The following is a 17103-nucleotide window of genomic DNA, read 5'->3' as shown; positions in this document are numbered from 1 at the left end:
CTGAAAGCCAGCCCGCGCTATTCGGCGTGCCAGCCGCCGCCCAGCGACTGGATCAGGGCCACGGCCGTGGTCTGGCGGTCCGCCTGGGCTTGCAGCAGCGCGCGGCGGGCGTTCAGCGCCGTGACCTGGGCTTGCACCACTTCGGTGTAGCCAACCTGGCCGGCGCGGTAGCGGTTGAGCATCTGCTGCTCGACCTGGTCGGCGGCGGCGGCGGCCGTGCGGCGGTGCACCTGCTGCTGCTCCAGCGCGCGGCTGGCGGCCAGCTGGTCCTCGACGTCGGCGAAGGCGGCCAGCACGGTCTGGCGGTAGCGCGCGATGGCGGCGTCGCGCGAGGCTTCGGCGCCGGCCACGCGGGCCTTGATGGCGCCGGCGTCGAAGATGGTCTGCGCGGCGGACAGGCCGAGCGACCACAGGCTGTTGGAGGCGCTGAACAGGCCGGAGGCGGCGCTGGCGCCGAAGCCGTAGGAGGCGCTCAGGTTCAGGCTGGGGAAATAGGCGGCGCGGGCGATGCCGATCTGCTCGTTGGCGGCGGCCACGCGGCGCTCGGCGGCGGCGATGTCCGGACGGCGCTGCAGCAGCACCGAGGGCAGCACCAGCGGCACGGCGGGCACCACCGCCCCGCCCCACGCGGCCGGCTCGGCGCCCGGCCCGGCCGCGAGCAGCGGCGGCGCCATCACGATGCGCCCCGAGCCGTCGGGCTGCGGAGACGCGGCGCTGCCGGCCGGGGCCGCACCGGCGCCGGCGGCGGCACCGGCGGCGGCAGGCAGCGCGAGGCTGGCCGCTTGCGGCAGCGGCGCCAGCGAGAACTCGGCGGGCGCCTTGCCCAGCAGGACGGCGATGGCGTGTTCGAGCTGGGCGCGCTGGCGGGTGATGCTGATCAGGTCTATGCGGGCGTTGGCCAGCTGGGTTTCGGCTTGCAGCACGTCGGACTTGGCGGCGATGGCGGCGCCGAAGCGGTTTTGCGTGATCTGCAGCACGCGCTCGTAACCCTGGACGGTCGCTTGCAGCAGCGCTTTCTGGGCGTCCGCCTGGCGCAGCGCAAAGTAATTGGCGGCCAGTTCGCCCTGCGCGGACAGGCGCGCCGAGGCCAGGTCGGCGGCGCTGGCGGCGGCGCTGGCGCTGGCGGCCGTGCTGGCGGCGCCGAGGCGGCCCCAGATGTCCGGCTCCCAGCTGCCGCCCAGGTTCACGCGGTAGGCGCCGGCGGTGCGGGTGTTGCCGCCGCCGCCGCTGCGGTTGGCGCTGCCGTTCAGGTCCACTTGCGGGAACAGCTGCGCGCGCTGCTCGGACACCAGCGCGCGCGCCTGCGCGTAGGAAGCGGCGGCGGCGGCCACGTTCTGGTTGGAGACCTCGATGGACGCGGCCAGGCCGTCCAGCACCGGGTCGCCGAACAACGTCCACCACGGGCCGCGTTCGAGCATGTCGGCCGGCGCGGCGGGCGCCCAGCCGTCGGCTTCCTTGAAGGCCGCGGCCTGCGGCGTGGCGGGCACTTCGTATTTCGGCCCGGCCGCGCAACCGGCCAGGGCAAACGCCGCCAGCAGGGCCAGGGCAACGGGAGTCAGTGTGTGTTTGGTCATGGCGTGCTCGGTTCGGCAGTTGCCTGCCTGCTCAATTGGAGTTCGGACGCGCTGCGGCTGCGCAGCTTGTCCATCAGGATGTAGACCACCGGCGTGGTGAGCAGCGTGAGCAGCTGGCTGGCGATCAGGCCGCCGATAATGGCGATGCCCAGCGGCTGGCGCAGCTCGGAGCCTTCGCCGAAGCCTATCGCCAGCGGCAAGGCGCCCAGCGCGGCGGCCAGGGTGGTCATGAGGATGGGGCGGAAGCGCAGCAAACAGGCTTCGCGCACCGCCACCACCGCCGTCAGCCCGCGCGCGCGCTCGGCCTCCAGCGCGAAGTCGATGATCAGGATGGCGTTCTTCTTGACGATGCCGATCAGCAGGAACACGCCGATCAGCGCGATGATGGAAAACTCCATCTTGAACATCAGCAGCGCCAGCACGGCGCCCACGCCGGCCGAGGGCAAGGTGGACAGCACCGTGACCGGATGCACCAGGCTTTCGTACAGGATGCCCAGCACGATGTAGATCACCACGATGGCCGCCAGGATCAGCAAGGGCTGCTGCTTGTTGCTGTCGTCGGCCGCCTTGGCCGTGCCCTGGAAGCTGCCGCGCACGTTGTTGGGCATGGCGATGTCGGCCTCGGCCTGCTTGACGGCGGCCTGCCCGTCGCTCAGGCTGGCGCCGTCGGCCAGGTTGAACGACACCGTGGTGGCCAACTCGCCGTCCTGGTGGTTGACGGAGGTGGGGGTGGAGCTTTCGGCGAAGCTGGCGATGGCCGTCAGCGGCGCCATGGCGGCCACCGAGGTGCTCAGCGCCGCGCCGGTGGAGGCGTCGCGCGCGGCCGCCACGTTGTTGCTGCCGCCGCCTGCGCCCTTGGCCGACACGTACACGTCCTTCAGCGCCTCCGGGCTCTTCGCGTATTCCGGCGCCACCTCCATCACCACCTTGTACTGGTTCAGCTCGTCGTAGATGGTGGCGACCTGGCGCTGGCCGAAGGCGTTGTAGAGCGCATTGTCCACGTCGCGCACGCCGATGCCCATGCGGGTGATGGTGTCCTTGTCGATGGTGACGAAGGTCTCCACGCCGTTTTCGGCCTGGTCGGTGTCGACGTCGGTCAGCTCCGGCTGCTGCTTCATGGCGTCGGCCAGCTTGCTGGCCCAGGCTTTCAGGTCGGCGCGGTTGTCGCTCTTCAGCGTGTACTGGTAGGTGGAGTTGCTGGAGCGGCCGCCCATGCGCAGGTCCTGCACCGGGTTCAGGAACAGCGACACGCCGGTGACCCTGGCCAGCTGCGGGCGCAGGCGCGCAATCACGGCCTGGCCCGAGTCGCTGCGCTCGGCGGCCGGCTTCAGGTTGATGAACATGAAGCCGCCGCCGGCGCGCCCGCCGCCGGTGAAGCCGACCACGGTGGCCACCGCCGGGTCGTTCTTGATGATGTTCACCAGCTGGCGCAGCTTGCCCTGCATGGCCTGGAAGGAGATCGACTGGTCGGCGCGCATGCCGCCGTTGATCTGGCCGGTGTCCTGCTGCGGGAAGAAGCCCTTGGGCGCGGCCGAGAACAGGTAGACGTTCAGGCCGATGACGAACACCAGGATGGCCATCACCAGCCAGACGCTGTGCAGCGCCCAGTCCAGCGCGTGCTGGTAGACCTTGAGCGTGGCCTGGAAGGCGCGCTCGAACTGGCGCGCCAGCCAGCCTTCCGGCCTGCCGTGGTCGCCCGGCTTGAGCAGCCAGGCGCACATCATGGGCGTGGTGGTGAGCGAAATGAGCAGCGAGATCATGACCGCCACCGACAGCGTGACGGCGAACTCGCGGAACAAGCGCCCCACCTGGCCGCCCATGAACAGCAGCGGGATGAACACCGCCACCAGCGACAGGCTGATGGACAGCACCGTGAAGCCCACTTCACGCGCGCCCAGCAGCGCGGCCTGGAAGCGCTCCATGCCGGACTCGATATGGCGCGCGGTGTTTTCCAGCACCACGATGGCGTCGTCGACCACGAAGCCGGTGGCCACCGTCAGCGCCATCAGGCTCAGGTTGTTCAGGCTGAAGCCCATCAGATACATGGCGCCGAAAGTGCCCAGCAGCGAGACGATGGTGGCCACCGCCGGGATGATGGTGGCGCGCGCGCTGCGCAGGAAGGCGCTCACCACCAGCACCACCAGCACGATGGAGATGATCAGCGTGAGTTCGATCTCGTGCAGCGAGGAGCGGATGGAGTTGGTGCTGTCGGAGGCCACTTCCAGCTTGACGTCCGACGGCAGCTGCGCCTGCAGCTGCGGGATCAGGGCGCGCACGCCGTCCACGGTTTCGATCACGTTGGCGCCGGGCTGGCGCGTGACGAGAACGATGACGGCCGGGTCGCCGTTGAACAGACCCAGGGTGTTCTTGTTCTCCGGGCCGTCCTCCACGGTGGCGATGTCGCGCAGGCGGATGGCCGAGCCGTCGCGCCAGGCCACCACCAGGTCGCGGTAGTCGACCGCGCTGGGGCGGGCCTTGGGCGCGTCCACGCCGCCCTGGCCGGGCACGACGCCGCTGTTGCGCATGGGCGCCGAGTAGATCTGCAGGCGGCGCTCGTCGCCCTCCAGCGCGCCCTTGGGGCGGTTGGCGTTGGAAGCCTGGATGGCGGCGCGCACGTCCTCCATCGACACGCCGTAGCGGCTCACCGCGTAGGGCAGCAGCTCCACGCGCACGGCCGGCAGCGAGCCGCCGCCGATCTCCACGTCGCCCACGCCCTTCACCTGCGCCAGCTTCTGCTGCACGATGTTGGACACGGCCTCGTAGATCTGGCCCGGCTTGCGGGTGGGCGAGGTGAGCGCCAGGATGATGACCGGCGCGTCGGACGGGTTGGCCTTGCGGTAGGTGGGGTTGCTGCGCAGCGTGGCCGGCAGGTCGGCGCGCGAGGCGTTGATGGCGGCCTGCACTTCGCGCGCGGCCGCGTCGATCTTGCGGTTCAGGTCGAACTGCAGGCTGATGCGGGTGGAGCCGCTGCCGGAGGACGAGGTCATCTCGTTGACGCCGGCGATCACGCCCAGGCGCCGCTCCAGCGGCGTGGCCACGCTGGAGGCCATGATGTCCGGACTGGCGCCGGGCAGGCTGGCGCTGACCGAGATCGACGGATAGTCGACCTGCGGCAGCGGCGACACCGGCAGCACGAAGAAGGCGCCGATGCCGGCCAGCGCCAGGCCTATGGTCAGCAGCACGGTGGCGATGGGACGCCGGACGAAGGGTTCGGACAGGTTCACTGCGCAACTCCAGGCTGGCCCGGCGCGGCGCCCTCGCCCTCGCCTTTCCTGCCGCGCCAGCGGCGCGCCAGGCTGTCGAAGCCCAGGTAGATCACCGGCGTGGTGTACAGGGTCAGCACCTGGCTGACGATCAGGCCGCCGAAGATGGACAGGCCCAGCGGCCGGCGCAGCTCGGCGCCCTCGCCGAAGCCCAGCATCAGCGGCACGGCGGCGAACAGCGCGGCCAGCGTGGTCATCAAGATCGGGCGGAAGCGCAGCAGCGCGGCCTGGTGGATGGCCTCGCGCGGCGGCATGCCGGGCTTGCCGTCCTCGCCGCGCTCGGCCTCGATGGCGAAGTCTATCATCATGATGGCGTTCTTCTTGACGATGCCGATCAGCAGGATGATGCCGATAATGCCGATCACGCCCAGGTCCTGGCCGCTGACCATCAGCGCCAGCAAGGCGCCCACGCCGGCCGAGGGCAAGGTGGACAGGATGGTGAGCGGGTGGATATAGCTCTCGTACAGCACGCCGAGCACGATGTAGACGCAGATCACGGCGGCCAGGATCAGCCACAGCTGGTTCGACAGCGAGGCCTGGTAGGCGCCGGCCGCGCCCAGGAAGGTCATCGACACCGCCGGCGGCAGCTTGATTTCCTCGGCGGCGGCGCGGATCTCCTCCACCGCGCGGCCCAGCGACACGCCGGGCGCGGTGTCGAAGCCCAAGGTGGTGGCCGGGTACTGCGCCACGTGGGTCAGCTGCAGCGGCGCCGGGCGCTCGCTGATGCTGGCCACCGCCGACAGCGGCGTGGGCTTGCCGGAGCTGGTCTTGAGGTGCAGGTTGCCGAGCGACTCGACCGTGGTCAGGGTGCCCGGCTGGGCCTCCAGGATCACGCGGTACTGGTTGGTCTCGGTGAAGATGGTGGAGACGATGCGCTGGCCGAAGGCGCTGTAGAGCGCGTCGTCGATGGCGGCGGCGGTCACGCCCAGGCGCGAGGCGCTGTCGCGGTCTATGCTGACCTGGGCCGCCACGCCGGTGGCGCCGGCGTCCGACACCACGTTGCGCAGCTGCTCGTGCTTCTGCATCTGCGCGGCCAGCTTGCCGGCCCATTCGGTGACGGTGGCCGTGTCGGCGCCCTCCAGCGAGACGCGGTACTGGGTGGGGCCGGATTCGGCGTCTATGGTCAGGTCCTGCGTGGGCTGCAGGTAGATGGTCACGCCGGCCACCTCGGCCACGCGGCGGCGCAGGCGCTCCATGATGGCGTCCTGGTGGCCGCGCTTGTCCTTCAGGTTGATCAGCATGCGGCCGGTGTGCAGCATGGTGTTGTTGGCCGCGTCCACGCCCACCAGGGAGCTGAGGGTGTCCACCTCCGGGTCTTCCATGATGGCGCGCGCGGCGGCCTGCTGCAGCTCGGCCATGCGGCTGTACGACACCGCCTGCGCGGTCTCGATGCGGGCCTGCAACTGGCCGGTGTCCTGGGTCGGGAACAGGCCCTTGGGAATGAGCACGTACAGCAGTACGGTCAGGCCCAGCGTGGCCAGCGCCACCAGCAGGGTCAGGCCCTGGCGCCGCAGCACCCATTGCAGCGAGCTGTCGTAGTGGCCGATCACCTTGTCGAAGAAGCGCTGCACGCGGGCACCGAAGGAATTGGGGGCGTCGTCCTTGTGGCTGGTGAGCCAGCGCGCCGACATCATGGGCACCAGCGTGAGCGAAACCACGGCCGAGATCAGGATGGTGATGGCCAGCGTGACGGCGAACTCGCGGAACAGCCGGCCCACCACGTCGCCCATGAACAGCAGCGGGATCAGCACGGCGATCAGCGACACCGTCAGCGAGATGATGGTGAAGCCGATCTGGGTGGCGCCCTTGAGCGCGGCGGCCATCGGCGTTTCGCCCTCCTCGATGTAGCGGGCGATGTTCTCTATCATGACGATGGCGTCGTCGACCACGAAGCCGGTGGCGATGGTGAGCGACATCAGGCTCAGGTTGTTCAGGCTGTAGCCCAGCAAATACATCACGCCGAAGGTGCCCACCAGCGAGATCGGCACGGCCAGGCTGGCGATGACGGTGGCGCGCACGCTGTGCAGGAAGAAGAAGATCACCAGCACCACCAGCAGCACGGCCAGCACCAGCTCGAATTCGACGTGCTTGACGGAGGCACGGATGCCGGTGGTGCGGTCGCTCAGCACGTCGACCTTGAGCGCGCCGGGCAGGCCGGCCTGCAGCTCGGGCAGGCGTTCCTTGATGGCGTCCACGGTGGCGATCACGTTGGCGCCGGGCTGGCGCTGCACGTTGAGGATGATGGCCGGCACCAGCGCGCCGCGCTGGCCGGACCAGGCGCCCAGCTTGACGTTCTCCGCGCTGTCGACCACGCGCGCCACTTCCGACAGGCGCACCGGGGCGCCGTTGCGGTAGGCCACGATCAGGCTTTTGTAGTCCTGCGCCGTGACCAGCTGGTCGTTGGCGTTGATGGTGAAGGAGCGCGTGGGGCCGTCGAAGCTGCCCTTGGCGCTGTTGGCGTTGGCCGCGCTGATGGCGCTGCGCAGGGTGTCCAGGCCCAGGCCGTAGGACGACAGCGCCTGCGTGTCGGCCTGGATGCGCACGGCCGGGCGCTGGCCGCCGCTCAGGCTGACCAGGCCCACGCCGGAGACCTGGCTGATCTTCAGCGCCAGGCGGGTGTTGACGATGTTCTGCACTTCCGTCAGCGGCATGGTGTCGGAGGTGATGGCCAGCGTCAGCACCGGGGCGTCGGCCGGGTTGACCTTGGCGTACACGGGCGGCGCCGGCAGGTCGGTGGGCAGCAGCGAGCCGCCCGCGTTGATGGCGGCCTGCACTTCCTGTTCGGCCACGTCCAAGGTCTGGCCCAGGCCGAACTGCAAGGTGATGATGGACACGCCGGCGGCGCTGGTGGAACTCATGCGCTGCAGGCCGGACATCTGGCCGAACTGGCGCTCCAGCGGGGCGGTGACGGTCTGGCCCATCACTTCCGGGCTGGCGCCGGGGTACAGCGTCTGCACCTGGATGGTGGGGAAGTCGACCTGCGGCAGCGCCGACAGGGGCAGGAATTTGAAGCCGACCAGGCCGGCCAGCACGATGGCCAGCATCAGCAGCGAGGTCGCTACCGGGCGCTGGATAAAGGGGCGCGACGGACTCATGGCGCGGACTTCGGCGCCGGTGCGGCTGCGGTGGTGGCCGATGCGGGCGGCACCGGCGCGACGCCGGCGGCCGACCAGTCGCGGCGGCGGTGTTCGCCCGGCGCCGAGGCTGAGGCGGAGGCCGTCCCCGGGGCGGAGGCCGCAGCAGAGGCAGAGGCAGAAGCAGAAGCAGAAGCCGAAGCCGGGCCGGAGCCGGCAGCGGGGCCGGAGCCTGCGCCTGCGCCGCCGGCGGGACCGGAGGCGCCGCCCTGGCCGCCATGGCCGCCCTGCCCGCCGCCCTGCCCGTCGCGCTTGCCGCGCTTGCCGCCGCCGCCACCACCGCCCGCGCCCGGCTTATCGCCCGGCAGCATGACCTTGGCGCCGTCCTTCAGGCGGTCCGCGCCTTCGGTGATGACCTGTTCGCCCGCTTTCAGGCCGGTGCGGATTTCCACCTTGTCCACCGTGGCCTGGCCGCGCGTGACCGGGCGCGTGCTGACCGTCTTGTCGCCGTTCAGCACATAGACGAAATCGCCCTTGCTGCCGTGGCGCAGCGCCGTGACCGGCACCATGACGGCGTCCTTGATGGTGCGCAGCTCCAGGCGCACGTTGACGAACTGGCTGGGGAACAGCGCGTTGTGGCTGTTGGCGAAGCGCGCCTTGGCCTTGATGGTGCCGGTCTGGGTGTCGACCTGGTTGTCCAGCGCCGAGAAGCGGCCGCTGTCGAGCGTGACGGCGCGGGTGCGGTCGAGCGCAATGGCCGGCAGCGGCGCGCCGGCGTTGACGCCTTCCATCACCAGCGGGCCCTGGTCCTGCGGCACGGAGAATTCCACGTCGATCGGCGAGAGCTGGGTGATGACGGCGATGCCGGCCGCGTCGCCCGAGCCGACCAGGTTGCCCACGTCGACCACGCGCAGGCCGACCCGCCCGCTGATCGGCGCGACCACCTTGGTGTAGCCCAGGTTCAGGCGCGCCGTGCCCTCGTTGGCGCGGTCGGTCATGACCGTGCCTTCCAGCTGCTTGACCTGCGCGGCCTGGGTGTCGACGTCCTGGCGCGCGATGGAGTCCTGCGCCAGCAGGGTGCGGTAGCGTTCCAGCGTCAGCCTGGCGTTGTCCAGCTGGGCCTCGTCGCGCTGGCGCTGGCCGCTGGCCTGCATCAGCGCCAGTTCGAACTGGCGCGGGTCGATCTGCGCCAGCACCTGGCCGGCCTTGACCATCTGGCCTTCCTTGAACAGCACTTTCTGCAGGATGCCGGACACCTGCGGGCGCACCGTGGTGGTGGCCGCCGCCGTGACGGTGCCCAGCGCGTCGAGCACGATGGGCAGGTCGGCCGTTTCGGCCGTGGCCACGCCCACCGTGGTGGACGCGCCGCCGCGCCGTCCGCCGCCACCTCCGCCGCCACCCGGGCCGCCGGGACCGGGAGCGCCCGGAGCCGCGCCGGGGCCGCCGGGACCGCCCTGGCCCGCTGCGGGATGGGTCAGGTGCCAGGCCAGGCCGCCCAGGCCGGCCATGGCGGCCACGGCCAGCACGCCGCCTATCACTTGCGCGCGGCGGCTGCGTTTAGGGGCGCCCGGCGCAGGCGTGCCGGCGGAGTTGGTGGTAGTCGGTGATGCTGGCGATTTCATCGCTGTTGTCCTTGTTTTTTGGTGCGGCGCGCCCAGTACGCGCCATAGATGAAACGACTCTAGCACAATGCCATTTGGGCAAAATGTCGAATTGAAACAAATCGCGCCCCCGCTGCGGCGTTGCAACATGCATGGCGCCAGCATGCGGGCCAGAGCGCCTGCAACGGCAAGACGTTACACGCGCTCACCAGCCGATACAAAGCTGCTACAAAAAAATCACAAAACAGCATCATGGGCGGCGGCCCGGCTCCGTAGAATGGGGCATGAGCGAACATATCCTGATTATCGAGGACGATCCGCGCCTGAGCGAGATGCTGTCCGAATACCTGACCACGGCCAAATTCGAGGTCACCGCCCACACCCGCGCCAAGCCGGCGCTGGCCTGGCTGGCGGCCAACCAGGCCGACGCCGTGATCCTGGACCTGATGCTGCCCGACATGGACGGCCTGGAGGTGTGCCGCCAGCTGCGCGCCGGCTCCAACATCCCCATCGTGATGCTGACCGCGCGCGGCGACGCCATCGACCGCATCATCGGCCTGGAACTGGGCGCGGACGACTACCTGCCCAAGCCCTTCGAGCCGCGCGAGCTGCTGGCGCGCCTGCGCGCGGTGCTGCGCCGGGGCGGCGAGGCGCAGCGCGCGGCCACCGAAGTGCTGCGCTTCGGGCGGCTGGAGATCGAGCCGGGGGCCTACGGCGCGCGGCTGGACGGCCGGCCCTGCGAGCTGACCGCCTGCCAGTTCGACGTGCTGCTGATGCTGGCCCGGAACGCGGGCCGTGTGCTGTCGCGCGAGGCGCTGATGGACGCCACCAGCGGCGGCCAGGCCGAGGCCTTCGACCGCTCCATCGACGTGCACATGTCGCGCATCCGCGCCGCCGTGGAGGACGATCCCAAGCATCCGCGCCGCATCATCACCGTGCGGGGAGCGGGCTATCTGTTCGCCAAGGACCAGGACTGATGCCGCGCCTGTATTTCCGCTTTTACGCCGCACTGCTGGCCAGCCTGGCGCTGCTGACGCTGGCCGTGGTGCTGCTGTGGCAATGGGCAGGCGCGCCGACCGAGCTGTCGGACCGCACGCTGGGCACGCTGCTGCGCAACGCCCTGCCTGCCGCCGAGGCGCCGCCCGAGCAGCAGCAGGCCGCGCTGGAGCGCCTGACGCGCGGCCTGCGCGCCGACATTACCCTGTTCAGCAAGGACTGGCAGCGGCTGGCCTACGTGGGCGAGCCGCTGGAGCGCCCCGACCGCCGCATGCTGCGCCAGCAGCGCATGGAGATGCTGGAGCGCATGCAGGAGCGCAGGCGCGGCGAAGGCAGGCTGCACGGTGACGGTGACGGCGGCAACGGCGGCGGCGAACGCAGCGCCGGCGACGGCGGCCGCAACGGTGCTGGCGCTGGCGGCGACGGCGCTCCCGGCGAGAGCCGCGCGCTGCCGGACGCCGAGCCCTTGCCGCGCGCCGGGCCGCTGGACCGCGCGCGGCGCTGGGCGCGCGGCGACGAGGACCTGGACCGGCCGCTGCGCCTGCGCCGCTTCCAGATGCGGCTGGACGACGGCCGCCATATCATCTCCAACACGCCGCTGCGCCAGATGCCTTCGCGCATGCGCCTGCACACCATCCTGATCGGACTGGCCATCTTTATCGCGATTGCCGCCTACCCGGTGGTGCGGCGCGTCACGCGGCGGCTGGAGCATTTGCAGCGGGGCGTGGAATCGCTGGGGGCGGGCAATCTGTCGGCGCGGGTGGAGGTCAAGGGCAGCGACGAGGTGGCGGCGCTGGCGGCCAGCTTCAACCGATCGGCGGACCAGATCGAAGCGCTGGTGGGCGCGCACAAGACCATGCTGGCCAATGCTTCGCACGAGCTGCGCACGCCGCTGGCGCGCATCCGCCTGGCGCTGGAGCTGAGCAAGGAACAGGTGGACGCCAAGCGCCGCGCGGGCCTGGAGCAGGATATCGCGGAGCTGGACCAGCTGATCGACGAGATCCTGCTGGCCAGCCGCCTGGATGCGGTGGGCGAGCGCACCGAGAACGAGGAACTGGATCTGCTGCCGCTGGCGGCCGAGGAGTGCGCGCGCTACGAGGAGGCGGACCTGGACGGCGAACCGCTGCCGGTGCGCGGCGACGCGCGCCTGCTGCGCCGCATGCTGCGCAACCTGCTGGAGAACGCGCGCCGCCACGGCGTGCCGCCCACCACGGTGAAGCTGCGCCGCAGCAGCGCGGACGGTGTGGACGTGGCGGAGATCGTGGTGCGGGACGCGGGGCCGGGCATACCGAAGGCCGAGTATGACAAGGTGTTCGAGCCCTTTTACCGCAGCAGCAACGCGCGCGACAGCGTGGGCTCGGGCCTGGGCCTGGCGCTGGTGCGCCAGATCGCCCGCCGCCACGGCGGCGACGCGCGCTGCGACCATCTGCACACCGGCCATAGCGCTTTCGTCATCACCTTGCCGCTTCAGAACGGTTCCCAATCGGTATAGAGGAACAACATCTTCCATTGGTAGCCGTCCGGCACGCGTCCGGGATGGCCTTCCCGGCCCATGCGGTCTATCCATTCGCGGATCGCCTGATCGGCCGCTTCCGCCGCGTTGAGCCCGCTGCCGGTGTTGCGCAAAAAATCCAGCAGGCGGTGCAGGGTATCCGTTGGTAGTTGGAGCGACATACAGGACAACATACTGAAATTCCTCCTGAAACGTACTGAATCGTACTGAAAGATACTGAATTCCCAGCCAACTCCAGTTAGACCTCAACAAGAGCAGAAGGTTCAGGCCATTCCAGGGAAGATTTCAGTATATTCCAGTACCGTTCAGGGAATTTCAGTACCAAATCCAGTACGGTGTCCTGCAGGGAGGCGAATCAAACACCCGCCTCCCCGGCGATTGAATCAAGGTGATTCGCAGAGGCAGTGCGTCACTGCCGTAAAGGGTTTGCGCTTGTCGGCCACCTCGGACAGCCAGCTCAAGTCCCGCGCCGCATCTGCGGCCACGCCCATAGGCAAGCCGGTCGGCGCCACGGCCGCCTTGACGTAAGGCGCAAACGCCTGCGCCGCAGCCTGCGCCGCCGAACCGCCGAAGAACTCCACAAAGCGGTCAAACTTCGACACCTCGCGCTCGATATACGTCACGCGGTAATCGCTGCCCAGCTTCGCGCGCTCGGCGGCAATCTTCAGCGCATCGCCATACGTGCCCAGGCGGTCCACCAGGCCGCGCTCCTTGGCCTGCACACCGGTCCACACGCGGCCCTGCGCCACCTCGTTGATCTTCTCCGGCGTGGTCTTGCGCGCCGCAGCCGCCTTGGACGTGAACTCCGAATAAATATGGTTGATGCTGCCCTGGATCACCTGCCCGAAGCGCGGATCCAGCGGACGCAAAGGATTGGCCGCATCCGCCAGCCACGTGGTGGTCACGCCCGCCGTATGGATGCCCAGCTTGTCGATCACCTTGTCGGCGCGCGGCAGCAGCGCAAACACGCCGATCGAACCGGTAATGGTGTTCGGCTCCGCAATCACCTCATCGGACGCCATCGAAATCCAGTAGCCGCCCGAAGCCGCCACGTCGCCCATGGACACCACCACCGGCTTGCCGGCCGCGCGCGTCAGCTCCAGCTCGCGGCGGATCAGCTCCGAACCGAAAGCGCTGCCGCCGGGCGAATTCACGCGCAGCACGATGGCCTTGATGCTGGCGTCCTCGCGCGCCAGGCGGATCAGGTTCGAGGTCGACTGGCCGCCGATGGAACCGGCCGGCGCCATGCCGTCGCTGATTTCACCGACCGCCATCACCACGCCCACCGCATCGCCCATCACCTTGGGATGCACGCGCGCCAGATAATCGCCATAGCTCACCTGGCGGAAGGACTTGCCCTTCTCGTCCTTCTCGCCGCGCTCCATCATCAGCGCGCGGATTTCGTCGCGGGTTTTCAGGCCGTCCACCAGCTTGGTGTTCAGCGTCACCTGGGCCAAATTGCCCTTGGCCGCCTCCACCAGCGCCGGCAGCTCATTGATGCTCTTCATGATGTGGCCCTGCGGCAGCTTGCGCGCCTGTTCCACTTCATTCGTGTAGCTGGCCCACAGCGCGTTGGTCAGATAAGCCTCGGCCTCGGTGGCCGCCTCGGACGGGCCGTTGGCGATATACGGCTCGGCAAAGCTCTTGTAGGTGCCCACTTTCAGCAGATTGACGGTCACGCCCAGCTTGTCGAGCGCGTCGCGGTAGTAGTTGCGGTGGCGGCCGAAGCCCTCCAGCAGCACCGCGCCCATGGGATGGACGTAGACCTCGTTGGCGTGCGCCGCCACCAGGTACTGGCGCTGGCTGTAGCTCGAACCCCAGGCCACCACCTTCTTGCCGCTGGCCTTGAAGCGCTCGATGGCGCCGGCCACTTCGCGCAGGCTGGCCTGGCCGCCGCCTTCCAGCTCGTCCAGCAGCAGCACGGCGCCGGCGATCTGCGGGTCCCTGGCGGCCGTGTCGAGCACATTGCGCACGTCGCGCAGCTGCACCGTGCGGCGCACTTCGCCGCCCAGCAGGTTGGCTTTGACCGCCTCGCGCACGCCGGCGGCGCCCTGCTCCACCAGCTCGCCCTTCAGGTCCAGCACCAGCATGGTCTTGCCGCCCAGCGGCTTGGGACCGCCGCTGAAGATGGCGATGGCCAGCAGGATCAGCACGATCAGGAACAGCACATTCAGTACGGCGCGGCGGCCGAAGTCCAGCGCGCGCCAGGCGTAGCCCAGCCCGCTGCCGATGCGGGAAACAATAGATCGTGACATGGATGCTCCTTCAATAATTTAAATCTGACAACACTGTAAGCGAATCAGCCAGTCTTGCCTAGTGCGCGCGCGGGCGCCGAAATCAGGAACAGCCCCGCCATCACCAGCAGGCCGTTAATGATAAGCAGTTCCAGCCCCAGCTTGTAGCTGCCGAACAGCAAGGCTTGATTGCGGTCAATCAGCCAGCACAGCAGCGGGCCGGCCAGCACCGCCAGCGGCACCCAGCGGTCGCGCACCGTGCGCCGGGTCAGGATGCCGAAGGCGAACAGGCCCAGCAGCGGGCCGTAGGTGTAGCCGGCCAGCTTCAGGATCACGCCTATCATGCTGGCGCTGTCTATCCACTTGAACACCATCACCAGCGCCAGGAACAGCGCGCAGAAGCCCAGGTGGACCCGGTGGCGCAGGCGGGTGCGGGCGCGCTCGTCCAGGCCGGGGCGGCGCTGCAGGCCCAGGATGTCGATGCAGAAGGACGAGGTCAGCGCCGTGATGGCGCCGTCCGCGCTGGGGAACAGCGCCGACACCAGCGCGATGAAGAAGATTAGCTGGATGGCGGCCGGCATATGGCCCATCACCACCGCCGGGAACAGCTTGTCGCCGGCCGCCGCCACACCGGCCAGCGGCGCGTACAGGTGCAGCAGGCCGCCCAGGAACAGGAACAGCGCCAGCACGCCGACCAGGATCACCGTCAGCGCCACCATATTCTTCTGCGAATTGCCCACCGTGCTGACCGAGATGTTCTTCTGCATCATCTCCTGGTCCATGCCGGTCATGGCGATGGTGATGGCCATGCCGGCCAGCACCTGCTTCCAGAAATAGGCCGGGCTGTCCACGTCCAGCGTCAGCACGCGCGCCAGGCCGGCCGTCTCCATGCGCGCCAGGCTGTCGAGCAGGCCCAGGTCCATGCGGTGCAGCAGCCAGCCGGTGCAGACCACCAGGCCCAGCAGCATGCCGGTGGTCTGCAGGGTGTCGGTCCAGACGATGGTCTTGACGCCGCCCTCGTAGGTGTAGAGCAGTATCATCAGCAGTATCACCAGGTTGGTGGCCCAGAACGGCACGCCCAGGCTGTCGAGGATGGTGGCCTGCAGGATGTTGACCACCAGGTAGAGCCGCGCGGTCGCGCCCAGCGTGCGCGACAGGATGAAGAAGGCGGCCCCGCTCTGGTAGGCGCGCCGGCCCAGTCTCACGTCCAGGTAGTGGTAGATCGAGGTCACTTTGAGGCGGTAGTACAGCGGCAGCAGCACATAGGCCACGGCCAGGTAGCCCAGCACGTAGCCGAGCACGATCTGCAGGTAGCCGAAGCCGTCGCGCCCCACCGCGCCCGGCACGCTGATGAAGGTGACCCCGCTCAGCGTGGTGCCCACCATGCCGAAGGCCACCAGCATCCAGTTGCTGTTCTTGTTGCCGATAAAGAAACTGTCGTTATTGGCGTTGCGCGAGGTCAGCCAGGCCACCCCCAGCAGCAGGGCGAAATAGGCGAGAACGACACTGAACAGGGCAGCTGGCGACATGGGACTCCGATGAGGAAATATTTCGCCAGCAATATACACCCGATCCGGCGCGCGCTGGTCTAGAATCCCTTTGCCCTTCCATCACCCAGAGTTATCGCATGTACTCATCAGTAACGATCGCCTACGCGCGCGCCCAGGAAGCCCTGGTGCGGCCGCTGGAATACCGCGTCCACCAGCAGCAGGACAGCCGCAGCGACGGCCGCGAGGACGCCATGCGCGACTACGCGCGGGTGCTGTACGCGGCCTCCTTCCGCCGCCTGCAGGGCAAGATGCAGCTGCTCGGCGTGGACGCCAACCAGTCCAACCGCAACCGCCTCACGCACAGCCTGGAGGTGGCGCAGATCGCGCGCTCCATCGCCGCCGACATGGGGCTGGAGCGCTGCGTGGTGTCCGAGACCTGCGCGCTGGCGCACGACATCGGCAACCCGCCGTTCGGCCACTACGGCGAGAAGATCCTCAACAGCCTGTGCGCCGAACACGGCGGCTTCGAGGGCAACGCGCAGGCCTTCCGCATCCTGCGCACGCTGGAAAAGCGCCACTACGGCTACGCCGGCCTGAACCTGACGGTGCGCACCCTGTTCGGCATCACCAAGTATTTCCACACGCGCAGCGAGAACCCGCGCAAATTCCTGTACGACGAGGACCACGCCTTCCTCACCGCCGAACTGGCGCGGCACGGCATCACGGCGCGCAAGAGCATCGACGCGCAGATCATGGATTTGTCCGACGAGATCGCGTACGCGGCGCACGACGTGGAGGACGCGCTCAGCTTCGGCATCATCACCGTGGGCGAGATCGCGCACGAGTTCAAGATCAGCGCCGACTACGCCGGCGCCTACCCGCTGTTCTCGGCCATCGCCGAGCGCGCGCACAACGAGGCGCTCAAGTGCGAGCAGCAGGCCTCGTCCGAGGAATATTCCATCGTGCTGCGCAAGGAGCTGACCTCGGAAATCGTGCATACGCTGTGCCGCGACCTGGCCGTGGTGGACGGCCAGCTGGGCTACCGCTCGGCCGAGCTGCTGGCCAAGGGCCTGAAAAGCCTGCTGTGGAAGGCGATCCTGCGCAAGAAGGACGTGCAGCTGTACGAAAAGCGCGGCGAGAAGATCATCCGCGGCCTGTTCGAGGTGCTGACGGACCAGCAGTACAACAAGGACAACATCCTGCTGCCGCCGGAGCTGCGCTGCCTGAAGGACAGCCGCGAGCGCCTTGTGATCGACTACATCGCCGGCATGATGGACTCCTACGCGGCGCAGGAATACGAACGCTATTTCGGCCCGGGCAGCCTGGAGCGCATCTACCCGGGCCAGCCGCGCTAGGGC

The 17103-nt window shown here is 68.9% G+C and carries 10 protein-coding genes; 3 read left to right on the top strand and 7 right to left on the bottom strand.

What is annotated here, in order from left to right:
* Positions 1–17 precede the first annotated feature (17 nt).
* From AC07S4_RS14930 to AC07S4_RS14915, 4 genes are read right to left on the bottom strand one after another with little or no spacing between them, the layout of a single operon-like run.
* Positions 18–1574, bottom strand: a complete 1557-nt coding sequence (locus tag AC07S4_RS14930; RefSeq protein WP_494987393.1) for a TolC family protein — start codon at positions 1572–1574, stop codon at positions 18–20.
* Positions 1571–4798, bottom strand: coding sequence for an efflux RND transporter permease subunit (locus AC07S4_RS14925; protein ID WP_494987392.1), 3228 nt, complete (start codon positions 4796–4798; stop codon positions 1571–1573). Before AC07S4_RS14925 ends, AC07S4_RS14930 begins: the two co-directional genes overlap by 4 nt.
* Positions 4795–7932: an efflux RND transporter permease subunit gene (locus AC07S4_RS14920; protein ID WP_494987391.1), complete on the bottom strand. Its 3138-nt coding sequence runs from the start codon at positions 7930–7932 to the stop codon at positions 4795–4797. Before AC07S4_RS14920 ends, AC07S4_RS14925 begins: the two co-directional genes overlap by 4 nt.
* A complete protein-coding gene (locus tag AC07S4_RS14915; RefSeq protein ID WP_494987390.1) occupies positions 7929–9533 on the bottom strand; it encodes an efflux RND transporter periplasmic adaptor subunit in 1605 nt (534 codons plus the stop codon). Before AC07S4_RS14915 ends, AC07S4_RS14920 begins: the two co-directional genes overlap by 4 nt.
* A gap of 263 nt (positions 9534–9796) precedes the next feature.
* Here AC07S4_RS14915 and AC07S4_RS14910 point away from each other — a divergent pair, with 263 nt between their 5' ends.
* Positions 9797–10489 (top strand): response regulator, encoded by a 693-nt coding sequence (locus AC07S4_RS14910; protein ID WP_494987389.1) that lies wholly within the window; start codon positions 9797–9799, stop codon positions 10487–10489.
* The gene (locus AC07S4_RS14905; RefSeq protein ID WP_494987388.1) at positions 10489–12000 is read left to right on the top strand and encodes a sensor histidine kinase; all 1512 of its coding nucleotides are present in this window, start codon (positions 10489–10491) and stop codon (positions 11998–12000) included. The genes AC07S4_RS14910 and AC07S4_RS14905 overlap by 1 nt, the downstream gene beginning before the upstream one ends.
* Here the strand turns inward: AC07S4_RS14905 and AC07S4_RS14900 are convergent.
* From AC07S4_RS14900 to AC07S4_RS14890, 3 genes are all read right to left on the bottom strand, one after another.
* Positions 11976–12182: a hypothetical protein gene (locus AC07S4_RS14900; protein WP_494987387.1), complete on the bottom strand. Its 207-nt coding sequence runs from the start codon at positions 12180–12182 to the stop codon at positions 11976–11978. The two genes, AC07S4_RS14905 and AC07S4_RS14900, sit on opposite strands and share 25 nt — an antisense overlap.
* Before the next feature lie 222 nt (positions 12183–12404).
* Positions 12405–14276 (bottom strand): signal peptide peptidase SppA, encoded by a 1872-nt coding sequence (gene sppA, locus AC07S4_RS14895; RefSeq protein WP_494987386.1) that lies wholly within the window; start codon positions 14274–14276, stop codon positions 12405–12407.
* 44 nt (positions 14277–14320) lie between these two features.
* The gene (locus AC07S4_RS14890) at positions 14321–15784 is read right to left on the bottom strand and encodes a sodium:solute symporter (protein WP_494987385.1); all 1464 of its coding nucleotides are present in this window, start codon (positions 15782–15784) and stop codon (positions 14321–14323) included.
* 98 nt (positions 15785–15882) lie between these two features.
* Between AC07S4_RS14890 and dgt the strand changes: the two genes are divergently transcribed.
* On the top strand, positions 15883–17100 hold the full coding sequence (dgt, locus tag AC07S4_RS14885) for a dGTP triphosphohydrolase (RefSeq protein WP_494987384.1): 1218 nt from the start codon (positions 15883–15885) through the stop codon (positions 17098–17100).
* The last annotated feature ends 3 nt before the right edge of the window (positions 17101–17103 follow it).

The sequence above is a fragment of the Pseudoduganella sp. GW821-FHT05F09 genome (assembly GCF_059419605.1).
This window is presented reverse-complemented; position numbering and strand designations above follow the sequence as displayed.

Coding starts and splice junctions, on each gene's coding strand:
- AC07S4_RS14930 (WP_494987393.1), bottom strand. CDS start 1,574: ATGACCAAACACACACTGACTCCCGTTGCCCTGGCCCTGCTGGCGGCG.
- AC07S4_RS14920 (WP_494987391.1), bottom strand. CDS start 7,932: ATGAGTCCGTCGCGCCCCTTTATCCAGCGCCCGGTAGCGACCTCGCTG.
- AC07S4_RS14915 (WP_494987390.1), bottom strand. CDS start 9,533: ATGAAATCGCCAGCATCACCGACTACCACCAACTCCGCCGGCACGCCT.
- AC07S4_RS14910 (WP_494987389.1), top strand. CDS start 9,797: ATGAGCGAACATATCCTGATTATCGAGGACGATCCGCGCCTGAGCGAG.
- AC07S4_RS14905 (WP_494987388.1), top strand. CDS start 10,489: ATGCCGCGCCTGTATTTCCGCTTTTACGCCGCACTGCTGGCCAGCCTG.
- AC07S4_RS14900 (WP_494987387.1), bottom strand. CDS start 12,182: ATGTCGCTCCAACTACCAACGGATACCCTGCACCGCCTGCTGGATTTT.
- sppA (WP_494987386.1), bottom strand. CDS start 14,276: ATGTCACGATCTATTGTTTCCCGCATCGGCAGCGGGCTGGGCTACGCC.
- AC07S4_RS14890 (WP_494987385.1), bottom strand. CDS start 15,784: ATGTCGCCAGCTGCCCTGTTCAGTGTCGTTCTCGCCTATTTCGCCCTG.
- dgt (WP_494987384.1), top strand. CDS start 15,883: ATGTACTCATCAGTAACGATCGCCTACGCGCGCGCCCAGGAAGCCCTG.